Annotated in this window: 16 protein-coding genes and 1 tRNA gene; 9 read left to right on the forward strand and 8 right to left on the reverse strand. The window is 62.1% G+C overall.

From position 1 onward, the window contains the following. Position 1 precedes the first annotated feature (1 nt). The 5 genes from NKH30_RS19565 to NKH30_RS19585 are packed head-to-tail and all read left to right on the forward strand — an operon-like array spanning position 2 to position 4,774. Positions 2-961, forward strand: a complete 960-nt coding sequence (locus tag NKH30_RS19565; protein ID WP_023678169.1) for an ABC transporter permease — start codon at positions 2-4, stop codon at positions 959-961. After that, a complete protein-coding gene (locus tag NKH30_RS19570; RefSeq protein ID WP_502893704.1) occupies positions 958-1,863 on the forward strand; it encodes an ABC transporter permease in 906 nt (301 codons plus the stop codon). The genes NKH30_RS19565 and NKH30_RS19570 overlap by 4 nt, the downstream gene beginning before the upstream one ends. An 18-nt stretch (positions 1,864-1,881) precedes the next feature. Further along, positions 1,882-2,799 (forward strand): dihydrodipicolinate synthase family protein, encoded by a 918-nt coding sequence (locus NKH30_RS19575; RefSeq protein ID WP_352996656.1) that lies wholly within the window; start codon positions 1,882-1,884, stop codon positions 2,797-2,799. Then, the gene (locus NKH30_RS19580) at positions 2,796-3,806 is read left to right on the forward strand and encodes an ABC transporter ATP-binding protein (RefSeq protein ID WP_352996682.1); all 1,011 of its coding nucleotides are present in this window, start codon (positions 2,796-2,798) and stop codon (positions 3,804-3,806) included. The genes NKH30_RS19575 and NKH30_RS19580 overlap by 4 nt, the downstream gene beginning before the upstream one ends. Further along, the gene (locus tag NKH30_RS19585; protein ID WP_352470733.1) at positions 3,806-4,774 is read left to right on the forward strand and encodes an ABC transporter ATP-binding protein; all 969 of its coding nucleotides are present in this window, start codon (positions 3,806-3,808) and stop codon (positions 4,772-4,774) included. The genes NKH30_RS19580 and NKH30_RS19585 overlap by 1 nt, the downstream gene beginning before the upstream one ends. A 16-nt stretch (positions 4,775-4,790) precedes the next feature. Here the strand turns inward: NKH30_RS19585 and NKH30_RS19590 are convergent, their stop codons facing one another. From NKH30_RS19590 to NKH30_RS19600, 3 genes are all read right to left on the reverse strand, one after another. Next, complete coding sequence (locus tag NKH30_RS19590; protein WP_352683712.1) at positions 4,791-5,504, reverse strand: haloacid dehalogenase type II; 714 nt, start codon at positions 5,502-5,504, stop codon at positions 4,791-4,793. Positions 5,505-5,676: 172 nt separating this feature from the next. Next, on the reverse strand, positions 5,677-5,997 hold the full coding sequence (locus NKH30_RS19595) for a DUF167 family protein (RefSeq protein WP_352470731.1): 321 nt from the start codon (positions 5,995-5,997) through the stop codon (positions 5,677-5,679). A 13-nt stretch (positions 5,998-6,010) separates the two neighbouring features. Next, positions 6,011-6,301, reverse strand: a complete 291-nt coding sequence (locus tag NKH30_RS19600) for a YggT family protein (protein WP_023678162.1) — start codon at positions 6,299-6,301, stop codon at positions 6,011-6,013. 165 nt (positions 6,302-6,466) lie between these two features. On the opposite strand from NKH30_RS19600, the gene NKH30_RS19605 reads away from it, so the two are divergent. The 4 genes from NKH30_RS19605 (at position 6,467) to NKH30_RS19620 (ending at position 12,139) form a co-directional block, all read left to right on the forward strand. Beyond that, positions 6,467-6,542: transfer RNA gene (locus tag NKH30_RS19605), tRNA-Ala, on the forward strand. Positions 6,543-6,785: 243 nt separating this feature from the next. Beyond that, a complete protein-coding gene (locus NKH30_RS19610) occupies positions 6,786-7,244 on the forward strand; it encodes a hypothetical protein (RefSeq protein WP_352683710.1) in 459 nt (152 codons plus the stop codon). A 120-nt stretch (positions 7,245-7,364) separates the two neighbouring features. Next, positions 7,365-10,577 (forward strand): AfsR/SARP family transcriptional regulator, encoded by a 3,213-nt coding sequence (locus tag NKH30_RS19615; protein WP_352996658.1) that lies wholly within the window; start codon positions 7,365-7,367, stop codon positions 10,575-10,577. A gap of 224 nt (positions 10,578-10,801) precedes the next feature. Continuing rightward, complete coding sequence (locus NKH30_RS19620; RefSeq protein ID WP_352814758.1) at positions 10,802-12,139, forward strand: LGFP repeat-containing protein; 1,338 nt, start codon at positions 10,802-10,804, stop codon at positions 12,137-12,139. A gap of 379 nt (positions 12,140-12,518) precedes the next feature. On the opposite strand, the gene NKH30_RS19625 is transcribed toward NKH30_RS19620, so the two are convergent. The 5 genes from NKH30_RS19625 to NKH30_RS19645 all read right to left on the reverse strand — a co-directional run bounded on the left by NKH30_RS19625 (position 12,519) and on the right by NKH30_RS19645 (position 17,249). Next, positions 12,519-14,573: a M3 family metallopeptidase gene (locus tag NKH30_RS19625; RefSeq protein ID WP_352772234.1), complete on the reverse strand. Its 2,055-nt coding sequence runs from the start codon at positions 14,571-14,573 to the stop codon at positions 12,519-12,521. A 171-nt stretch (positions 14,574-14,744) separates the two neighbouring features. After that, positions 14,745-15,254, reverse strand: a complete 510-nt coding sequence (locus NKH30_RS19630; RefSeq protein WP_352772172.1) for a hypothetical protein — start codon at positions 15,252-15,254, stop codon at positions 14,745-14,747. 198 nt (positions 15,255-15,452) lie between these two features. Beyond that, the gene (locus NKH30_RS19635; RefSeq protein ID WP_352772231.1) at positions 15,453-15,860 is read right to left on the reverse strand and encodes a nuclear transport factor 2 family protein; all 408 of its coding nucleotides are present in this window, start codon (positions 15,858-15,860) and stop codon (positions 15,453-15,455) included. Positions 15,861-15,873: 13 nt separating this feature from the next. Further along, positions 15,874-16,518, reverse strand: coding sequence for a carbonic anhydrase (locus tag NKH30_RS19640; protein WP_352480025.1), 645 nt, complete (start codon positions 16,516-16,518; stop codon positions 15,874-15,876). 194 nt (positions 16,519-16,712) lie between these two features. Continuing rightward, the gene (locus tag NKH30_RS19645) at positions 16,713-17,249 is read right to left on the reverse strand and encodes a TetR/AcrR family transcriptional regulator (protein ID WP_352683701.1); all 537 of its coding nucleotides are present in this window, start codon (positions 17,247-17,249) and stop codon (positions 16,713-16,715) included. Positions 17,250-17,323 lie beyond the last annotated feature (74 nt).

Below are 17,323 nucleotides of genomic sequence, written 5' to 3' on the forward strand. Positions count from 1 at the left end.
CATGCTGAGCTTCATCGCCCGCCGCAGCGCCACAGGATTGCTGATGCTGGTCGCGCTCAGCGTCCTCATCTTCATCCTGTTGCGGCTGGCGCCGGGCGATCCGATCGACGCCTATATCAACCCATCGGTCCCCATGTCGGCTTCCGACCTCGAGGGCCTGCGCGAACGGCTCGGGCTCGATCGGCCGCTTCCCGTGCAGTATCTCGCCTGGCTGCGCGCGGCGCTGAGCGGTGACTTCGGCTATTCGATCCAGCGCAGCGGCGTTGCCGTGCTGCCACTGGTCATGGAACGCATCGGCCCGACGGCGCTGCTGATGGGTACGGGCCTGGCGATCGCCATCGTGCTCGGCATTTCCGCCGGCATTTTCAGCGCGGTGCGCCGTAACGAACCATCCGACATCGCGCTGTCGGTGCTGTCGTTTATCGGTATCTCCAGCCCGGCTTTTCTGACAGCGCTGCTCGGTCTCTATTTCTTCTCGGTGCTGCTGCGCTGGGCGCCGTCCGGCGGCATGCAGACCGCGGGTGCGCCGTTCTCGGCGACGGATGTGCTTGCGCACCTCGTCCTGCCCGCCTGCCTGCTGTCCGTCGGCCATGCCGCGCTGATCATGCGTTACATGCGCGCCTCGCTGCTGGAAGTGCTCAACCAGGATTACGTGCGGACGGCGCGCGCCAAGGGCGTGCGCGAGTTCTGGGTGATCATCAAGCACGCGACCCGCAATGCGCTCTTGCCGGTCATTACCTTGATCGGCTCTACTGTCGGCATCGCCATCGGCGGCGCTATCTTCCTGGAAAGCGTGTTCAACTGGCCGGGCATGGGACTGCTTCTGGTCAACGCCGTCGGCACCCGCGATTACCCGGTGATCATGGGCGCTACCCTGGTGATCGGCGTTTGCGTCATCCTGGTCAACCTCTTGACCGACGTCGTCTATGCCGTCGTCGACCCGCGCATTCAGGTGGCATGATGGCAATCACGGCGCCAGATCCTACAGTTGACCCGACAGCCGTGCCGCAAACCAAAGGCCCGCTTCGCCGCGCGCTCGACCGCTTTTTTGAAAACCGCGCGGCGCGTGCCGGGCTTTTGATCGTCATCCCGATCCTGCTGGCGGTTTCGACGTATCCTTTGTGGTGGCCGTTCGGTCCTAACACCATCGACCTCCGAGCAATGAACAAGGCGCCGTCGGCCATTCATTGGCTGGGCAGCGACGGCGTCGGGCGCGACGTCATGGCCCGGCTGCTGCAAGGCGGACGGATCTCACTGCTGGTCGCCGTCTGCTCGGTCGCCATATCGACCGTCATCGGCTTCCTGGTCGGCGCCGTCGCCAGCTTTGGCGGGCGTCTTGTCGACGGCACGGTGATGCGCCTGGTCGACCTGGCGATGACGCTGCCGCCGGTGATCTTCCTGCTGGTGCTGGCTTCGATCGCCGGCACCGGCATCGCCCCGACCATCCTGGTGATCTCGCTGCTCTCCTGGCCGGTGCTGTCGCGCATGGTGCGCGCCCGGCTGCTCGAACTGCGCGAGCGCGATTTCGTCGTTGCCGCCCGCGGCATGGGCGCGGGGCTGCCGCATCTGCTGTTCCGGCATGGCCTGCCCAATTGCATCGATATCCTGGTCGTCTACGCCACCTTGCAGATCGCCAACGCCATCCTGCTCGAGGCCGGCCTGTCCTTCCTCGGCCTCGGCATCGCACCGCCCGAAGCCAGCTGGGGCAACATGCTCAATCTCGCCCGCTCCACCGTGGTGCTTGAAAATTACCCCTGGCAATGGATGTTCCCGGGCGCCGCACTGGTGCTCACCGTGCTCGCCATCAATTTCATCGGCGACGGCCTGCGCGACGCATTCGACCCCCGCTCCGATCTCAACTGACCTCAAAGGTTTATCAAAATGCCCCTGTTTACCGGCGTCGTGCCACCTGTCGTCACCCCGCTCAATGCCGATTTCAGCATCGACGTTCCGTCGTTCACCCGCACCATCGAGAACCTGCTCGACGGCGGCGTTCACGGGCTGTTCGTGCTCGGCTCGACCAGCGAGGTGGTCTTCCACGACGAGGCGGGCCGCAGGGCCGTCCTCGAGCACGCGGTCAAGGTCAATAACGGCCGGGTTCCGATCTTCGCCGGGGTCATCGACCCGACGACCGACCGCGTCATCAACCACGCCCGCATCGCCAGATCGGCCGGCGCCGACGCCATCGTCGTCACCGCGCCTTTTTATACCCGCACCAGCCAGCCGGAGATCGGCGACCACTTCCGCTATATCAAGGATGCGCTCGACATTCCGGTCATCGCCTACGACATCCCGGTCTGTGTCCACGTCAAGCTGGAGCGAAAGACCACGGTCGGCCTCGCCAGGGAAGGCGCCATCGCGGGCATCAAGGATTCCAGCGGCGATGACGGCAATCTGCGTTACGTGCTCAAGGACATGGCCGACGACCCCGGCTTCTTCGGCATGACCGGCTCCGAGATCCTGGTCGACAGCGTGCTGGCGATGGGTGCGCATGGCGTCGTGCCGGGGCTCGCCAATGTCGACCCGCATGGTTATGTCAGGCTGTGGAAGCTGACGCAGGCGGGCCAGCATGCCGAAGCCCGCGTGGAGCAGGAGCGGTTGCTGAAACTGTTCGAGATCGTCTGGATCTCGCTCGGCAGGACCAGCGCCGGCTCGGCCGGCGTCGGCGCCTTCAAGGCGGCGATGAAGAGCCTCGGCATCATCGCGTCGAACACCATGGCGCGGCCGCAGCGCAGCCTGAACGACGAGGAAACCGCAAAGATCGACATGATCCTTCGCGATGTGGGGCTGCTCCGCTGAGCGCCATGCCGATCGTCTCGATTTCCGGTCTGCGCGCGGTGTTCCGCATCGCGGGGCGCGACATCGCGGCGGTAAGGGATGTCGACCTGACGATCGGCTCCGGCGAGACGGTGGCGCTTGTCGGCGAATCCGGGTCCGGCAAATCTGTCACCAGCCTGTCGATCATCGGCCTGTTGCCAAAGAGGGTCGGACATATCGCCGAGGGGTCGATCGCGCTGCGGCGCAAGAACGGCACGGTTACCGAGCTGACCAGCCTCGATGCCGAGTCGCTGCGCAAGATACGCGGCAATGAGATCGGCATGGTGTTCCAGGAGCCGATGACCAGCCTCAACCCGGTCTACACGATCGGCGAGCAGATCGCCGAACCGATCCGCATCCATCTCGGCAAATCGCACCGCGAGGCAGAAGCAGACGCGGTGCGGCTGCTGGAACAGGTCGGCATTCCCGATCCGAAGCGGCGGGCGCGGCAATATCCACACGAACTTTCGGGCGGGATGCGCCAGCGTGCCACCATTGCCATGGCCCTGTCCTGCGATCCTGGTTTGCTGATCGCCGACGAGCCGACAACCGCATTGGACGTCACCATCCAGGCCCAGATCCTCGATCTTTTGGCCGACCTGCAGGCGCAGCGCGGCATGGGCATCCTGTTCGTCACCCACAATCTCGGCGTCGTCGCCGAAATCGCCGACCGGGTGGCGGTGATGTATGCCGGGCGTATCGTCGAAACAGGTCCGGTGAGCGAAGTGTTCACCCGTCCGCGTCATCCCTATACGGCAGGGTTGATGCGCTCGGTGCCGCGGCTCGGCCAGGCCACGGCGCTGAAGGCGGCGGGAACGCCGCTGCCGACCATTGCCGGAAATGTTCCGTCGCTTGCCTTGCTGCCCATGGGCTGTTCCTTCGCGCCGCGTTGCCCGATGGCTATCCCTGCCTGCCGCGCCGCGGTCCCTCCATTGTTTGCGGCGACGCCGACCCAGCAAAGCCGCTGCCTGCGCTGGGAGGAGCTCTGATGGCCGACGCCCCTTTCCTCGCTGTCAAAAACCTGACCAAGCATTTTGCGCCGACAGCGTTCTCGCGCGGACCCGTCGTAAGGGCGTTGGAGGATATTTCTTTCGATATCGGGCGTGGCCAGGTGGTCGGCCTGGTCGGCGAATCCGGCTCCGGCAAGACGACGATCGGCCGCTCGGTGCTGCGTCTGATCGAGCCGACATCCGGCCAAATCAACTATGACGGCACCGACATCACCAGGCTGGGTGCCGCTCAGTTGCGCCGCCAGCGCCGCAAGATGCAGTATATTTTCCAGGATCCCTTCGCCAGCCTGTCGCCGCGCATGACGATCGGGCAGATCCTCACCGAGGGCCTGGACATTCAAGGCATCGGCAAGAAGTCCGAGCGGCGGGCGAAGGCCGAGAAGGCACTTGCCGCGGTCGAATTGCCGGTCGACGCCTATGACCGTTACGCCCATGAATTTTCGGGCGGCCAGCGCCAGCGCATCGGCATCGCCCGGGCGCTGACGCTCGAGCCGGAATTCATCGTTGCCGACGAGCCGGTCTCGGCACTCGACGTCTCGATCCAGGCGCAAATCATCAATTTGTTGCGCGACCTGCAGCTCCGGCTCGGCCTGACCATGCTGTTCATTTCGCACGATCTGGCTGTCGTCGAGTACATCTGCGACATGGTCATCGTGCTCTATCTCGGGCGCATCATGGAGGTTGCGCCGGCGGCCGAGCTTTATGCCCGGCCGCAGCATCCCTACACGCGCGCGCTGCTGTCAGCCATTCCGTCGCTCGATCCGCTGGCCAGGCAAAGCCGGCAGGTGCTCAAAGGCGATATTCCAAGCCCGGCAAACCCGCCGTCGGGCTGCGTTTTCCGAACCCGTTGCCCGTTCGCGCTGGAAGCTTGCGCCGGGGCTGTACCGCCGCTGAGGGCGACAGCCGAGGGCCATCTGAAGGCCTGCATTCGCGACGACATCGCTTAGGTTTTCTGCCCTCGGCCTACGGGAGAACTTGGGCGAGATGGACAAGGTCGTCGGCCACAAAGTCCCAGCTCTCAAGAGGCGAGAGATCGGTCGTCTGCGCCGGGCCATGCTCTTTTGGCCGAGCAACAAAGGCGGTTCCGATACCGCACCTTCGTGCCGCGGCCAGGTCGTCATTGTGCGCGGCGATTAACACGGCCTCCGCAGGTCGCACCCCCAGGATCTCCACTGCGCGGAGATAAGCCTGCGGCGCAGGCTTGTAGGTGCCGAACACATCCGAGCCAAGGACGGTGTCCCAAGGCAGGCCGGCGCGCTTGGCCATATCCAGCAACAGCCGGGTATTGCCTCCCGACAAGGGCGCGATGATGAAGCGCTCCCTTAGCCTCGCAAGGCCTTTCAGCGAATCGGGCCACGGCTCCAGCCGGTGCCAGGCGAGGTTGAGTTCCTCAAGTTCGGCGGTCGGCAGCTCGGACGGGGCCAGCCCGAACTGGACGAGGGTGGCGTCCAGATTCTCCCTGTTGATCACGTCAAGTGACACGAAAGGCCGGTGCCCCGTCCGCACCGCCTCGGTCGAGGCGTCATAGCGCGACGCCCACGCATCGGCGAATTCACCGGGATCGACCTGCTCTGCACCAACTCGCGCGAGGAAGGCGCCGGCCTCTCTTGCGATACCGCTGCGCCAGTCAACGACGGTTCCCAGAACATCGAAGAATAGAACTCGAGTAGTGGTCATTGAGCTTTCCTCCGACCTCATTGAAACGTCGCCGACGCCAACCCATATGCAATGCGCGTCGGATGTTTCCTCCCATTCGTCCGGCGCGTTCCCCTCTGAAGGTTTTCGACCTTCACATCTGGCCGGGCTTTGCAGCCCGGCCTTTTTTTGCGGGTAAGTGAGCCAGCCGAGATCATGGCGCAGGTGTGCCCAGCGTATCGATGCGTTTCGCCAGCGCCGCGGGATCGCCAAGCACGCGCAGCGTCTTCAGCCGAGCTGTGCCGCCGGCAGCGATCGAGACGCCCGATGCCGGCACGCCAAGCGCCTTGGCTACCAGCCTTTCCAGCGCTCGATTGGCGGCTCCGTTTTCCGGCACGGCGCGGACGCGAGCCTTCAGATGGCTTCGTCCATCCGCCGATGTTTCGATGCCTTCCAGCCTGTCCATCGCTGATTTCGGCGTCAGCCGGACAAACAGGTCGATGCCGTCGGCGCGCGTGCGGAACGGCGCACTCATCGACGCCCTGGGCTCAGACGACCAGCGAAAGCACGGTGGTGAGCAGGAACTGCCGGATGAAGAACAGGATCAGCAGCAGGATGATCGGCGAGATGTCGATGCCGCCGAGGTCGGGCATGAAGCGGCGGATCGGCCGCAGCGCCGGCTCGGTCAGCCGATAGAGCATGTTGCTGATGGTGTCGACGAACTGGTTGCGGGAGTTGACGACGTTGAAGGCGTAGAGCCAGGAAAATATCGCCGAGGCGATGATGATCCACCAGTAAAGGTCAAGCGCCATGACAATGGTCTGAATGAGGGCGATCATGCCGGTCTCCGATTGTTGCCGACATGTAGCCACTGTAGGTGAAAGCGGCAAGAGCCGCCTTCTGCCGCATGGGCGAGGGCGCACGAACGGCCGAGCGGCATTTCGGCAGCAAGCGCAGCCTTGACAGGAAACCGCAGCGGCCGATAAAAGCCCCATCCGCTGGACGGGGCTGTAGCTCAGCTGGGAGAGCGCGTCGTTCGCAATGACGAGGTCAGGAGTTCGATCCTCCTCAGCTCCACCAGCGGATTTTTTCCGACCCTTTGCCTGGATGAATTCCAAGGAAATCCTCCTTGGATTCGCGGCGTCTCTCAGACGAAGCTCGCGAACGCATTGCAGGCCTGCTGGCGGCTTGGCACTATCGTTGCCGGGTGGATTCACATCGGCGACGTAAAGACCCTCTACACCAGTAGCGTATGCGGCCTATTGCCACTGCGCCTCGTCCTTGCCAGACTTGGTCCGTCTTCAAAACCGAGGGGAATTCACCATGACCAGCACGACAAGGCGTGATTTTGTAGGTCTTACAGGAATGGCAGCGACTGCCCTGGCCGGTGCTGTTGCAACACGAGCTACCGCTGCGGAAAGCGACGTAGCGCCATCGTTCGATGAGGTTCTTCAAGAGTACAACCAAAACAACACAGAAAGGACTAGATCAAAGCTGGCGATCTATGTGGTCCTTTCTCATCTGCACGCCAGTCTCGAGGAGGAATTTAGCGACCTTGGGCTAGAGCTGCCTTTAGGGAAAAAGGCCTTGCCATCGAACCTGCCGGCCAATTTCGCCGACGCGCAGGTTGCACCCCTTCCTTGGCTCTTCAAGCCCTCGGAAGTTACCGACCACGAACGAAACGGCTATGCGGCGATTGCAATGCGAATGAACGCAGTGATGGCAAGACACACCGCCGACGTGAGTGTCGGGGTTTCGCATATCATGTCGCACAAGGGATAACCGCGACCTTGCCGGCGAGAACGGCACGTCAGGCGAGCACAACGCCGGCCGGCGATTTGTTGTTGCGGGCGAACCGATTACCTGTTTTGGCGAGGCGACTGCGCTGCGAGAGTCCTCACAATGGATAAATACTTCCGGGACGCGCCGCGCGAGATAGCAAAGCTCTCGGCACCCCGGCCAGTGGGAATTGTCAGCCGTCCGCGCGTAGTGGCGCTGCTTTCGCAGGCCCTCGACAGCGGTGCATGCTGGCTGGCGGCGCCTGGTGGATACGGCAAGACCACCGCGGTGATCGACTTTCTGGAACACGGCGGGCGGGAACAAGGCGGGCTGAAGCAAGGCGAATCGGCGTACAACTGGTATCGGGTCGACACCGAGGACCAGGACGTTGCGCGCCTTTTCCACTATCTGACGCTGTCGCTCGACGGCAGGCATGCCGGCATGCCGGTCTTTGGTCCGGAATATGCCGACAATTCCGGCGATTTCGCGCGGCTGTTCTTCCGCACCTATTTCTCGCGGCTTGATCCGGGCACGATCCTGGTCCTCGACGATCTGCATCGTGCCGATGCGCCAGGCTTTCGCCGGACGCTGGCGATCCTGTTGCGCGAACGCCCCAACACTGTCCGCTGCATCTGCACATCGCGGATGCTGCCTGAGGGCGACGTCGCCGACCTCGTGCTGTCGGGACAGTTGCCGGTGCTCAACCAAACGCTGCTGGAGTTTTCGCCTGGGGAGGCTCGCAACCTCGTCACCGCCCGCTCGCAATCGCCGTCCGAGGTCGGCGACATTTCGGAGGCGCGCGGCTGGGCGGTGGGCCTTCTCCTGCTGGCCAACGCCGGAATGTACTACCCGCTTTCGCAGACCGGCCTTGCCGGGGGCGCCGGCCTTCGGGAGATTGTCGGACGTTATTTCCTGCGCGACATCGCGCCGGAGGACCAGGATCTGCTTATCAGGCTCAACGTTCTGCCGGAGATCAGCACGGAGCTTGCCGATGCGTTCCTGGGCTCGCCGCAGGCTGCTCGCCTGCTGGTGCGGCTGCAGCATCGCCAGCTGCTGATCACGCGCGACGGTCCGGGCGGCGCCGCCTTCCAGCTGCATGACTTGTTGCGCGAATACCTTGCCGGCCTACTGGACCGGCGCGTGACGGAAGCGGACCGTTCCAGGCTGCGCGAGCAGGCAGCAAAGGTCCTGCACGAGGCAGACAAAACCGACGCGGCAATCGTGCTGGCGTTGCAGGCGGGCGCCTGGCCGCTGGCATGCCAGCTCATTCTGGAGTGCGCTAACGGCGTTCTCACGCAAGGGCGCAGGGCCAGCTTCGTCGAATGGTGCAACAGGCTGCCCCCCGACCAGATGGACGGGTGGGTCCATTATTGGCTGGGCGTCGCCTTCGCATCGGACGATGCGAAGGCCGAACCGCACTTCTCCAAGGCATGGCAAGCATTCGAGAACACCGACATGCGCGGCCAATGCCTGACGGTCGCGCGGGCGGTCGTGGTCAAGACCGCCAGTTGGCGTACGCATGAGGGGCTGGCGGATTGGACGCGCCGAGCCTCACAGCTTCTTGCCAGGGGATTGCCGGAGTTGGATCCGGAGGAACTCATGATGGTCAGGCTCGGCATCCTGCGGGCCGTCGATTTCGCCGAACCTGGCGAATTCGACGCCCATGACGCGAAGCGCCTCGTGAATGATATCCAGCAGCGCCTGACACATCTGCCGATCGAGGATTCGGTCGAGTTGCGCCTGCTGGCAAGCGAAGCGCTCATCGACTACGCGACCTCGTCGGGGCAGCGCGACATTTTTGCCAATGCCGTGGACAGCGTTGCCGCCGATCTCGAACATCCGGATATCCCGCCGCTGGTGCTCGGCATGTGGCTGGTGTCCTTTGGCTCGGCCAGCGGCCGTTACTTCCCCTATTCGCGGCGCGGTTTTGTCTATGCCTCGGCCGAGGATGCGTTGCGACGCGCAACGGCGATAGGCGAGCAGCACGCCTTACGGGGCGTCGAGTTCAGCGCGCTCTATCAGCTTCAATTGCTGATGAAGCTTCACAACAGGTTCTCGGAATTCAATGCGCTCGTCTCCCGGCTGGGCGAGATCGCGGACAGCAGGTTCACAACCCAGGTCGCTGTAGTCGCCGACTGCCACGCGGCGATGCACACGCGCAACGGCGACTTCGTCAAGGCTTATCTCGACTGCGATGCCTTCATGGATGCGATCGAGCGGGCGAATGAGCCGATGATCGAACGCTGGCCGCATTACGTCACCAAATACCAGGTCCTGCTGGCCGATCGGCGTCCAGCGGAGGCCATTGCGCTACTCCAGGAGATCGTCGAAAGGCTGAGCGGCGGCCCTCGCCAGCGGGTCGAACTCAACATTCTGGCCGCTCGGGCCCTGGAGCAGAAGTGGAAAGGCGGCGCGTCCTATGGCACTCGTCTGGCTGAATTCATGGAGGTGTTGCGCCAGGTCAACCCCTCCGCAATCCTGCTCAACCTGCCGGACCTATTGGCCGATCTGGTCGCTGATGCGCTGGAGCGAAAGATCGACGTCGATCTCTGCCGCCGCGTCGTTCGGGCGCGATATCTGGTCCCGCCCGCTGGCCGACCCGTCCAGTGGCCTTGGCCGCTCAGGATCCACTTGATGGGAGGCTTCCGCCTCGAGATCGATGGTGCCGAGGTCGCGCCCGGTGCCAAACCTACCCGCGCTCTCGACATATTGCGCATTATCTGCCTGTCGAGGGATCAGGTCTGTTCGGTGGAAACCCTGCAGGATTGGCTCTGGCCCGACCTCGACGGCGACCAGGCCAAAGCGGCCTTGGAGCAGGCGCTGCATCGTCTGCGCAAATTGCTCGGGCAAGGCGAGCTCGTAACGCTGAGAGAGGGCCGTTTGCGGCTCGCTGCCGACAAGGTCTGGATCGATCTGCAGGATTGGGAAGACCGGCTGAAACCCGTTCTGTCGGGCCAAAGAGACAGCGCAATCGAGGAGCAGGAGATGCTTCTGGAAGGCTTTGTCGGCCCGCTTTTCTCGAATGGCCCGACGCCCGCCTGGTCGAACGCCGCGGCCGACCGGGTGCGGGACGGGTTGGTCGAGCTTGCCGTGCGGGTCGCCAAACACTGGCAGAGCCAAGGCAACGCAGATCGGGCACGCCAGGCGTGCCGGCGTGCGCTCGATTTCTACCCGGAATCGGCCAAACTCCATGGCACGCTCATCCAGGACAGCCTCTCCAGAAACGACCATGCCGGCGCCATCGAGGATTACCGGCGCTATGAACGCGCGCTCGCTTCGACCGGCGATGACGAGCCCTCGCCTTTGCTGCGTTCGCTCGTGCGCCCGTTTCTCTAGACCGGTTCATCGTTTCACCGAAACGCCGAACCGCTCTATCTCTTTATTTTTGCGCAATTCCGGACGGAAAACCGCTCCACACTTTTCCTGGAATTGCTCTGGCGCAGCTCGGAACTCTGTAAGCCGTCCGTAAGTCGCGGTCTGGGAATCTCGGCCCGTCGATCAAAACCGATCGCCGGAGGCCTGAAGCCCCCGATACCAACACTCACAGGAAGGAAAAGGTCATGCCGTATACTGCCAGAGCAACTTCGAGAGTGCGTGCCGGCACCATCCGGGCTGGAGCCACAAGACTTTCCGACCAGCTCAGGATCGGGCCTTGGTCGCTCCTCTCGCCCGAAGCTGTCATACAGCAAAAGTACAACTCCCTTGGAGGCGCCGGCTTCGCCGAGATCGACAGGAAGGACACTGGAAACGCCTGGTATCTCAAGAACGGCTCATGCATTTGTTACAACGATGCCATGCACGACGCCTTTGAGATCCATGGCGAAATCTACAGGAAGTGGATTGCGCTTGGCGGTCTCGCGTGGGGCATTCCCTGCACCGACGAAACCGGAACTCCCGACGGCGTCGGCCGATACAATCACTTCAACAACAATACCGCTTCGATCTACTGGACACCGAATACCGGTGCTCAAGCGATTTGGGGGGCAATTCGCGGCAAATGGGCAGCAATGGGCTGGGAGCGCTCGGTTCTCGGCTATCCGGTCACCGACGAAACCGGAACTCCCGACGGCGTCGGGCGCTACAACCATTTTGCCAATGCCGGCTCGATCTACTGGACACCGAACACAGGAGCCAACGTGGTGTACGGTGACATCCGCAAGAAGTGGGAGAGCCTGGGCTGGGAACAGTCATATCTGGGATATCCCACGACCGACGAGACCGAATTTGCCGATGGTGGCCGTGCCAATCTGTTTGAAAACGGCGGCATATACTGGTGGCCCGACACCGGCGCGATCGACCTTCGAGATGTCGTCGTCCACTATACCGGCCTCCATTGCTTCGGCGAGACCGACTGGGATCAGGGATCGAGTGCGGACGAACCCTATGTCATCGTCAGCGTGACAACGCCGCAGATCGCCGACACCAAGCGCAGCCAGGTCTATGGCGACGTCGATGCCGGAGATACAAGACCCGACCTTATGGAAATCTATCGAGGCAAGCCTTACGGCATCAATATCGGCACGGTGCTGATGGAAAACGATTTTGGCGACCCCAACAAATACAAGGACGAGGTGCAGAAGATCGTCATGGGCGTCCATACGGCGGGCACGCTCGCTTTGGGCCTCATTCCGGTGGCAGGACCTATCATTGCCGCGATAGCCGGCCCGGCCCTGGGATCCTTGATGCCATCGATCGGCGGCGCCATCAGCGATCTCTTCGATTGGGGCGATGACAGGATCGGGAGCGCGACAGTAACCATCTCCGCAAAGCAGATGGTGTTGCTCGCTGCACGCACGAACAATACTACCTTCAGCGGGATTGGATTCAAGGTGGAAACGCCCCTGATTTCCGGCGATGGGGCTTCCTACAAAGCCTATTTTGGCTTTGTGCCTGCCTAGGCCAATCGCCTCGGCAAAACCTTCGCCGAGACAATCAAACTTACCAGCCCCGCCTTCCATTGGCGGGGCTGCCACTTCGCGACTGAGAGTTTCCGTAGCGGTCGTCGCAAGGTGCGGTCCGGATGCGGCAGCGGCCGATCAGCATAGCGGGCAAGCTGTCGTTGCCTAACCCCGCACAGCCCGTAGCGCCGCCATGAACGCGGCTCCTTCGGCCCGAACGATGGAGACCGCATTAAGTGCGGTCACCTCAACGACGCGGCCGCAGCCAACGAGGCCGAACGGGACCGGCGGAAACCGGATCAGGCGGTGCGCAACCCGCCGCCATGACAGCCGAGATCAATCAGGATGGAAAGAGAACGGTGACAAGAGCGGGCATGCATCACACCAGCCCGCGCTTGGCCATCATCGCTTCCGGGGAAGGCATCTTGCCGCGGAAGGCGGTGTAGAGTTCTTCCGGGTCCTTTGAACCGCCGGCGGCGTAGATGTTCTTGCGCAGCCGCTCGGCCAGCGCCGGATTGAAGGGATCGCCTGTTTCCTCGAAGGCGGCGAACGCGTCGGCGTCGAGCACTTCCGACCACATGTAGGAGTAATAGCCGGCAGAATAGCCATCGCCGGCGAAGATATGGCCGAAATGCGGGGTGCGGTGACGCATGGCAATGGTGTCAGGCATGTCGAGCTTTTCGAGCGTCTCGGCTTCGAAACGAAGCGCCTGTTCCGGTGCATCCGGCCGGGCGTGGTAGGCCATGTCGACCAACGCCGAGGCGGTGAACTCGACGGTGGCGAAGCCGGCGCCGAAGGTGCGTGCCGCCAGCATCTTGTCGACCAGCGCCTTTGGCATCGGCTTGCCGGTCTTAATATGCAGCGCATGCTTTTCCAGCACCGCCGGCACCGTCAGCCAGTGTTCATAGAGCTGCGACGGCAGCTCGACGAAATCGCGGCTGACCGAGGTGCCAGCGACCGATGGCCAGGTAACGTCGGTCAGCATGCCGTGCAGCGCGTGACCGAATTCGTGGAACAGGGTCTTGGCCTCGTCGACCGACAGCAAGGCTGCCTCGCCGGCCGGCGGCTTGGCGAAATTCATGATGTTGTAGATGACCGGCTTGGAGCCATCGCCTAGCTTGTAGCCGGATTTCAGCGCGCTCATCCATGCGCCGGAGCGCTTCGAGGGTCGCGCGAAATAATCGGCGAGGAACAGGCCGCGCTCGCTGCCGTCGGCATTCTTCACCACGAAAACACGGGCGTCCGGATGCCAGGTGGCAATGCCCTTCTTTTCTTCGAAAGAAATGCCGAACAATCGTGTTGCCACGTCGAAACAGGCGTCGATGATGCGGTCTAGCTGCAGATACGGCTTCAGCTCGGCCTCGTCGAAGGCGAATTTCTCTGCGCGCAGCTTCTCCTGATAGAAGCGCCAGTCCCAGGCAGCGAATTTCTCGTTGCTGCCGGCCTCGGCCGCCAGCCGCTGCAATTCGGCCTGGTCGCTTGCGGCCTTTTCCACCGCCTTTTCCCAGACCGGATCGAGCAGCGCGTGCACCGCCTCCGGCGTCTTGGCCATGGTATCGTCGAGCTTCAATGCGGCATAGGAAGGATAGCCGAGCAGCTTCGCCTTCTCGGCGCGCAGGCGCAGCATGTCGCGCACCACTTCCGTGTTGTCGGTAGCGCCGCCATTCTGGCCTCGCATGATGAAGGCGCGGAACGCTGTCTCGCGCAGGTCGCGGCGTTCTGAGAAGGTCGAGAACGGCTCGTAGATCGAACGCGACAAAGTGACGGCGTAGTGGCCCTTCTGGCCGCGCATCTCGGCGGCTTCCGCCATCGAGCTTTTCAGGAATTCCGGCAGGCCGGCCAGGTCGGCCTCGTCGAGGAACAACGCCCAGTCGCGCTCGTCGGCAAGCACGTTCTGGCCGAAATTGGTGCCGAGCGACGACAACTCCTCGTTAATCGATGCAAGCCGCTTCTTGCCTTCGGCGTCGAGCCTGGCGCCGGAGCGGACGAAGTTTTTCCAGGTCTTTTCCAGAACCCGCAGCGTTTCGGCATCGAGCTTCAAAGCCTCGCGGCGCTGATAGAGATCGTCGATGCGGGCAAACAGTCGCTCATTCATCGAAATCGCCGAGTAATGCCGCGACATTTTTGGCGAGATGTCGCGCTCCAGCGCCTGGATCGCCTCATTGGTGTGGGCGCCGGCGCGGCACCAGAAGATCGAGGAGACATGGTCGAGCGCCTCGCCGGCAAGCTCGAGCGAGGCAAGCGTGTTTTCGATCGTCGGCGTCCCGGTGTTGCCGGCAATCGCCTCGATCTCGGCCTCATGCGCCTTCAGGGCCGCGTCGAAGACCGGAGAAAAATCGCCGTCGCCGATGCGCGTGAAATCGGGCAGGCCGAGCGGCCCTTGCCATGCGGTCAGCGGATGGGCGGCGAGGTCGACGGTTGACGGCATGGGCAAACTTTCGCTGGGTGGGCGGGAGAAGCGGATCGTCACCGATGTAAGGCGCCGGCCCGTTGCGCGCAACAGCACGCCTGGTTAACGCCGATGCGTGCCCACGACTCGTATGCGAACCAGAATGCCCACTCGCGCGCAGTGCAGCAAAAAGTGCACTGTAACGGTAATTCCCATCTATAATAATCTAAAATCCATGGTCTCGTTGTAAAATTCAGGCATCATTTCGTTTCCGAGATAGATGACGCTTCCGTGACTATTTCTAATTTTATTTAGGTTAGATTTAGACAGCTTGAACACACGACTAAAGTATGCGTCGTATGCTTTCCTCACATCGCCTTCCGCCCAGTCTAAATTATAGTACATTCTGCCAGGCAACATTACATCGCCGCGCCACAGATTTATATCATATTCAATTACCGGAGATAATCTTGAACTAACTTGCAAACATTTATTTTCAGCGTCACGCTCAAGGACTATGTTGTTTAAAAAATCCTTTGACGATATCAGAACTCTTCTGTTTTTAAAAGACCGTTCTTCTTCTCGGATGGGCTCCCAAAAAATGGGGGTATCGCCATCTTCGATGGACGGCTTGACGAATACTATATTCTCAACACCCTTGGACAAGGCATGGTTGAAAACGATTTCATCTCTGTGCGACAGGAAAAGATTGAATTGCTTGCCCATCATTGCCCTCCAACACATAAGATTTCGAATTCCGATAATAGTGCACTTTTGCAGGGCGCGACCGTCGTTGTGAGTGGATTGACCGCATGGCTTGTCGCATTGGCGTTCCCACCTGCGTAACCACGTGACGTGGACAGGTCCGAATTGACGCCGGCAATTCCAGCGCCTATCCCCCGAGAAGCTCAAGACCAAATTTCGTCAGTAGCCGTCGCAGTTTTCGGCGATTGCGGCCTGCGAACTGGCGGTGATCTGGTCGTTGGCGACCGCAAAGGTCTCCTGCATCAGCATGTCGTTGCTGGGAAAATCATAGCAGGCGATGACAGTGGTGACGCCGCCCTCCGATTTCTTGATCCGATGGCGGATTTCGGCCCCGGCGACGGCGCCTTGCCACTCGGCGATCGAGGCGATGAATTCCTGCCTGCTTTGCACGACGCCGAGGTCGTCGAGCTTGATGCGGACGTTGTCGGCGAGCAGATCCGACAATTCGGTGCGGTCGGCGACGAGCAGTGCCGAATACCAGCGATCGATGATCGCGCTATCGTCGGCACGGGCGACATTTGCCGAGCACAGCAGTGCCGCCGCCGCGAACGCGTCCCGAGCTCGCATCATGCCTCACCTCCTACTCCGTCTCCGGTCGCTCGAAATCGCCTGTGTCCTTGTTCATCACCCAAAGCTCGCCGGTCGAGATGTCGAACCAGGCGCCGTGCAGCGATAGCCGCCCCTTGCCTTCGAGGATCGAGACGCAAGGGAAGGTACGCAGATTGGCGATGGAATAGCGGATCGAGATGCGCTCCAACGCCGTCTGGCGCTCGGTCGCGGTCATGAAGGTGCTCGACGATACGGTCTCGGCCGCGGGCGCGATCAGGCTCATCCACTTGCCGATGAAATCGCCCGGCGACAAGGGTGCGGCCGTGGTGTCAAGTGCCGCGCGGATGCCGCCGCAGCGGCCGTGGCCCATCACCACGATGTTCTTGACCTTGAGGCTCTGCACGGCAAATTCGAGCGCCGCCGATGTCGAGTGGAACTGATCGTCGGGCGCATAGGGCGGCACCAGATTGCCGACATTGCGCAGCACGAACAGCTCGCCGGGCCCGGCATCGAAGATCGCTTCGGGCGCGGCCCGCGAATCGCAGCAGGCGACGATCATCGTTTCCGGTGCCTGGCCCTCCCGCGCCAGCGAGCGATAACGGCCGCTTTCGGTGAGATAGCGACCGCTCATGAAACTGCGGTAGCCGGTGAGAAGATGCTCGGGAAGATGGGGCATGGGCAGCGGTGGGAGCCTTTCCGGGTTGAAGGCAGCTCGGTTCAATCCCGAAAGGCTCTAGCGCATCGGCCCGAAAATCGGAACCGATTTTCGGAAAGCGGGATGGCGTGGTTTCGACGTACCAGCCCGTGTTTTGACACGGGTGAACGAACGCCGCCATTAATCGGCCTCAGAACCGCAGATTGGCGGTTCGACTATTCCGCGATGTCCAGCAGGGTCGATATCAGCAGCCGGCGCTCTTCGGCGGAGAGAATGTCCGAATCGAACAGGTTCATGCTGCGCAGCCCTTCGATGGCGAGATAGCAGACCAGCAGCGCCTTGAGGTTCGGCGTCTCCTGCTTCAGCCGCTCGAATAGCTGCCGCCTGAACGATTTTATCGGCGTCAGGAAATCGGGATCCTCGGCAATCGCCGAAAATATCCAGGATGCCGACGGTTTCGATTCCTCGGCATGCTCGGCCGACAGCTTGATGTAAGTTGCAAGCGGGCTTTCGCCGTTGACGCCGGCCGTGCGGGCGGACTCCAGGGCCTGCTCGAAGGCGCGCAGGTAATCCTCCACCAGCGCCTGCATCAATTTCGCCTTGGTCGGGAAATTGTAGAGAAGACCGCCCTTCGACACGCCGGCACGGCTGGCGACCGCATCCAGCGACAGGCTGCCAGGACCCGTCTCGCGCGCCACGGCGGCGGCGGCGGCGAGGATCTTCTCGCGCGAGTTTGCTCTGCGGGCCTTCATCAAGCGTTCCCCATTCATTAGCTTAGGCGGAATTGACAAGACCGTCCAGACGGTACAGTAAGATCGCCGTCATT

Origin of the sequence: Mesorhizobium sp. M1273, from assembly GCF_040318195.1 — a bacterium.
GTDB lineage: Bacteria > Pseudomonadota > Alphaproteobacteria > Rhizobiales > Rhizobiaceae > Mesorhizobium.

What these genes read in the sequence shown, in the direction of transcription:
- NKH30_RS19565 (WP_023678169.1), top strand. Translation starts at nt 2, where the DNA reads ATGCTGAGCTTCATCGCCCGCCGCAGCGCCACAGGATTGCTGATGCTG.
- NKH30_RS19570 (WP_502893704.1), top strand. Translation starts at nt 958, where the DNA reads ATGATGGCAATCACGGCGCCAGATCCTACAGTTGACCCGACAGCCGTG.
- NKH30_RS19575 (WP_352996656.1), top strand. Translation starts at nt 1,882, where the DNA reads ATGCCCCTGTTTACCGGCGTCGTGCCACCTGTCGTCACCCCGCTCAAT.
- NKH30_RS19585 (WP_352470733.1), top strand. Translation starts at nt 3,806, where the DNA reads ATGGCCGACGCCCCTTTCCTCGCTGTCAAAAACCTGACCAAGCATTTT.
- NKH30_RS19590 (WP_352683712.1), bottom strand. Translation starts at nt 5,504, where the DNA reads ATGACCACTACTCGAGTTCTATTCTTCGATGTTCTGGGAACCGTCGTT.
- NKH30_RS19595 (WP_352470731.1), bottom strand. Translation starts at nt 5,997, where the DNA reads ATGAGTGCGCCGTTCCGCACGCGCGCCGACGGCATCGACCTGTTTGTC.
- NKH30_RS19600 (WP_023678162.1), bottom strand. Translation starts at nt 6,301, where the DNA reads ATGATCGCCCTCATTCAGACCATTGTCATGGCGCTTGACCTTTACTGG.
- NKH30_RS19610 (WP_352683710.1), top strand. Translation starts at nt 6,786, where the DNA reads ATGACCAGCACGACAAGGCGTGATTTTGTAGGTCTTACAGGAATGGCA.
- NKH30_RS19615 (WP_352996658.1), top strand. Translation starts at nt 7,365, where the DNA reads ATGGATAAATACTTCCGGGACGCGCCGCGCGAGATAGCAAAGCTCTCG.
- NKH30_RS19620 (WP_352814758.1), top strand. Translation starts at nt 10,802, where the DNA reads ATGCCGTATACTGCCAGAGCAACTTCGAGAGTGCGTGCCGGCACCATC.
- NKH30_RS19630 (WP_352772172.1), bottom strand. Translation starts at nt 15,254, where the DNA reads ATGGGCAAGCAATTCAATCTTTTCCTGTCGCACAGAGATGAAATCGTT.
- NKH30_RS19635 (WP_352772231.1), bottom strand. Translation starts at nt 15,860, where the DNA reads ATGCGAGCTCGGGACGCGTTCGCGGCGGCGGCACTGCTGTGCTCGGCA.
- NKH30_RS19640 (WP_352480025.1), bottom strand. Translation starts at nt 16,518, where the DNA reads ATGCCCCATCTTCCCGAGCATCTTCTCACCGGCTACCGCAGTTTCATG.
- NKH30_RS19645 (WP_352683701.1), bottom strand. Translation starts at nt 17,249, where the DNA reads ATGAAGGCCCGCAGAGCAAACTCGCGCGAGAAGATCCTCGCCGCCGCC.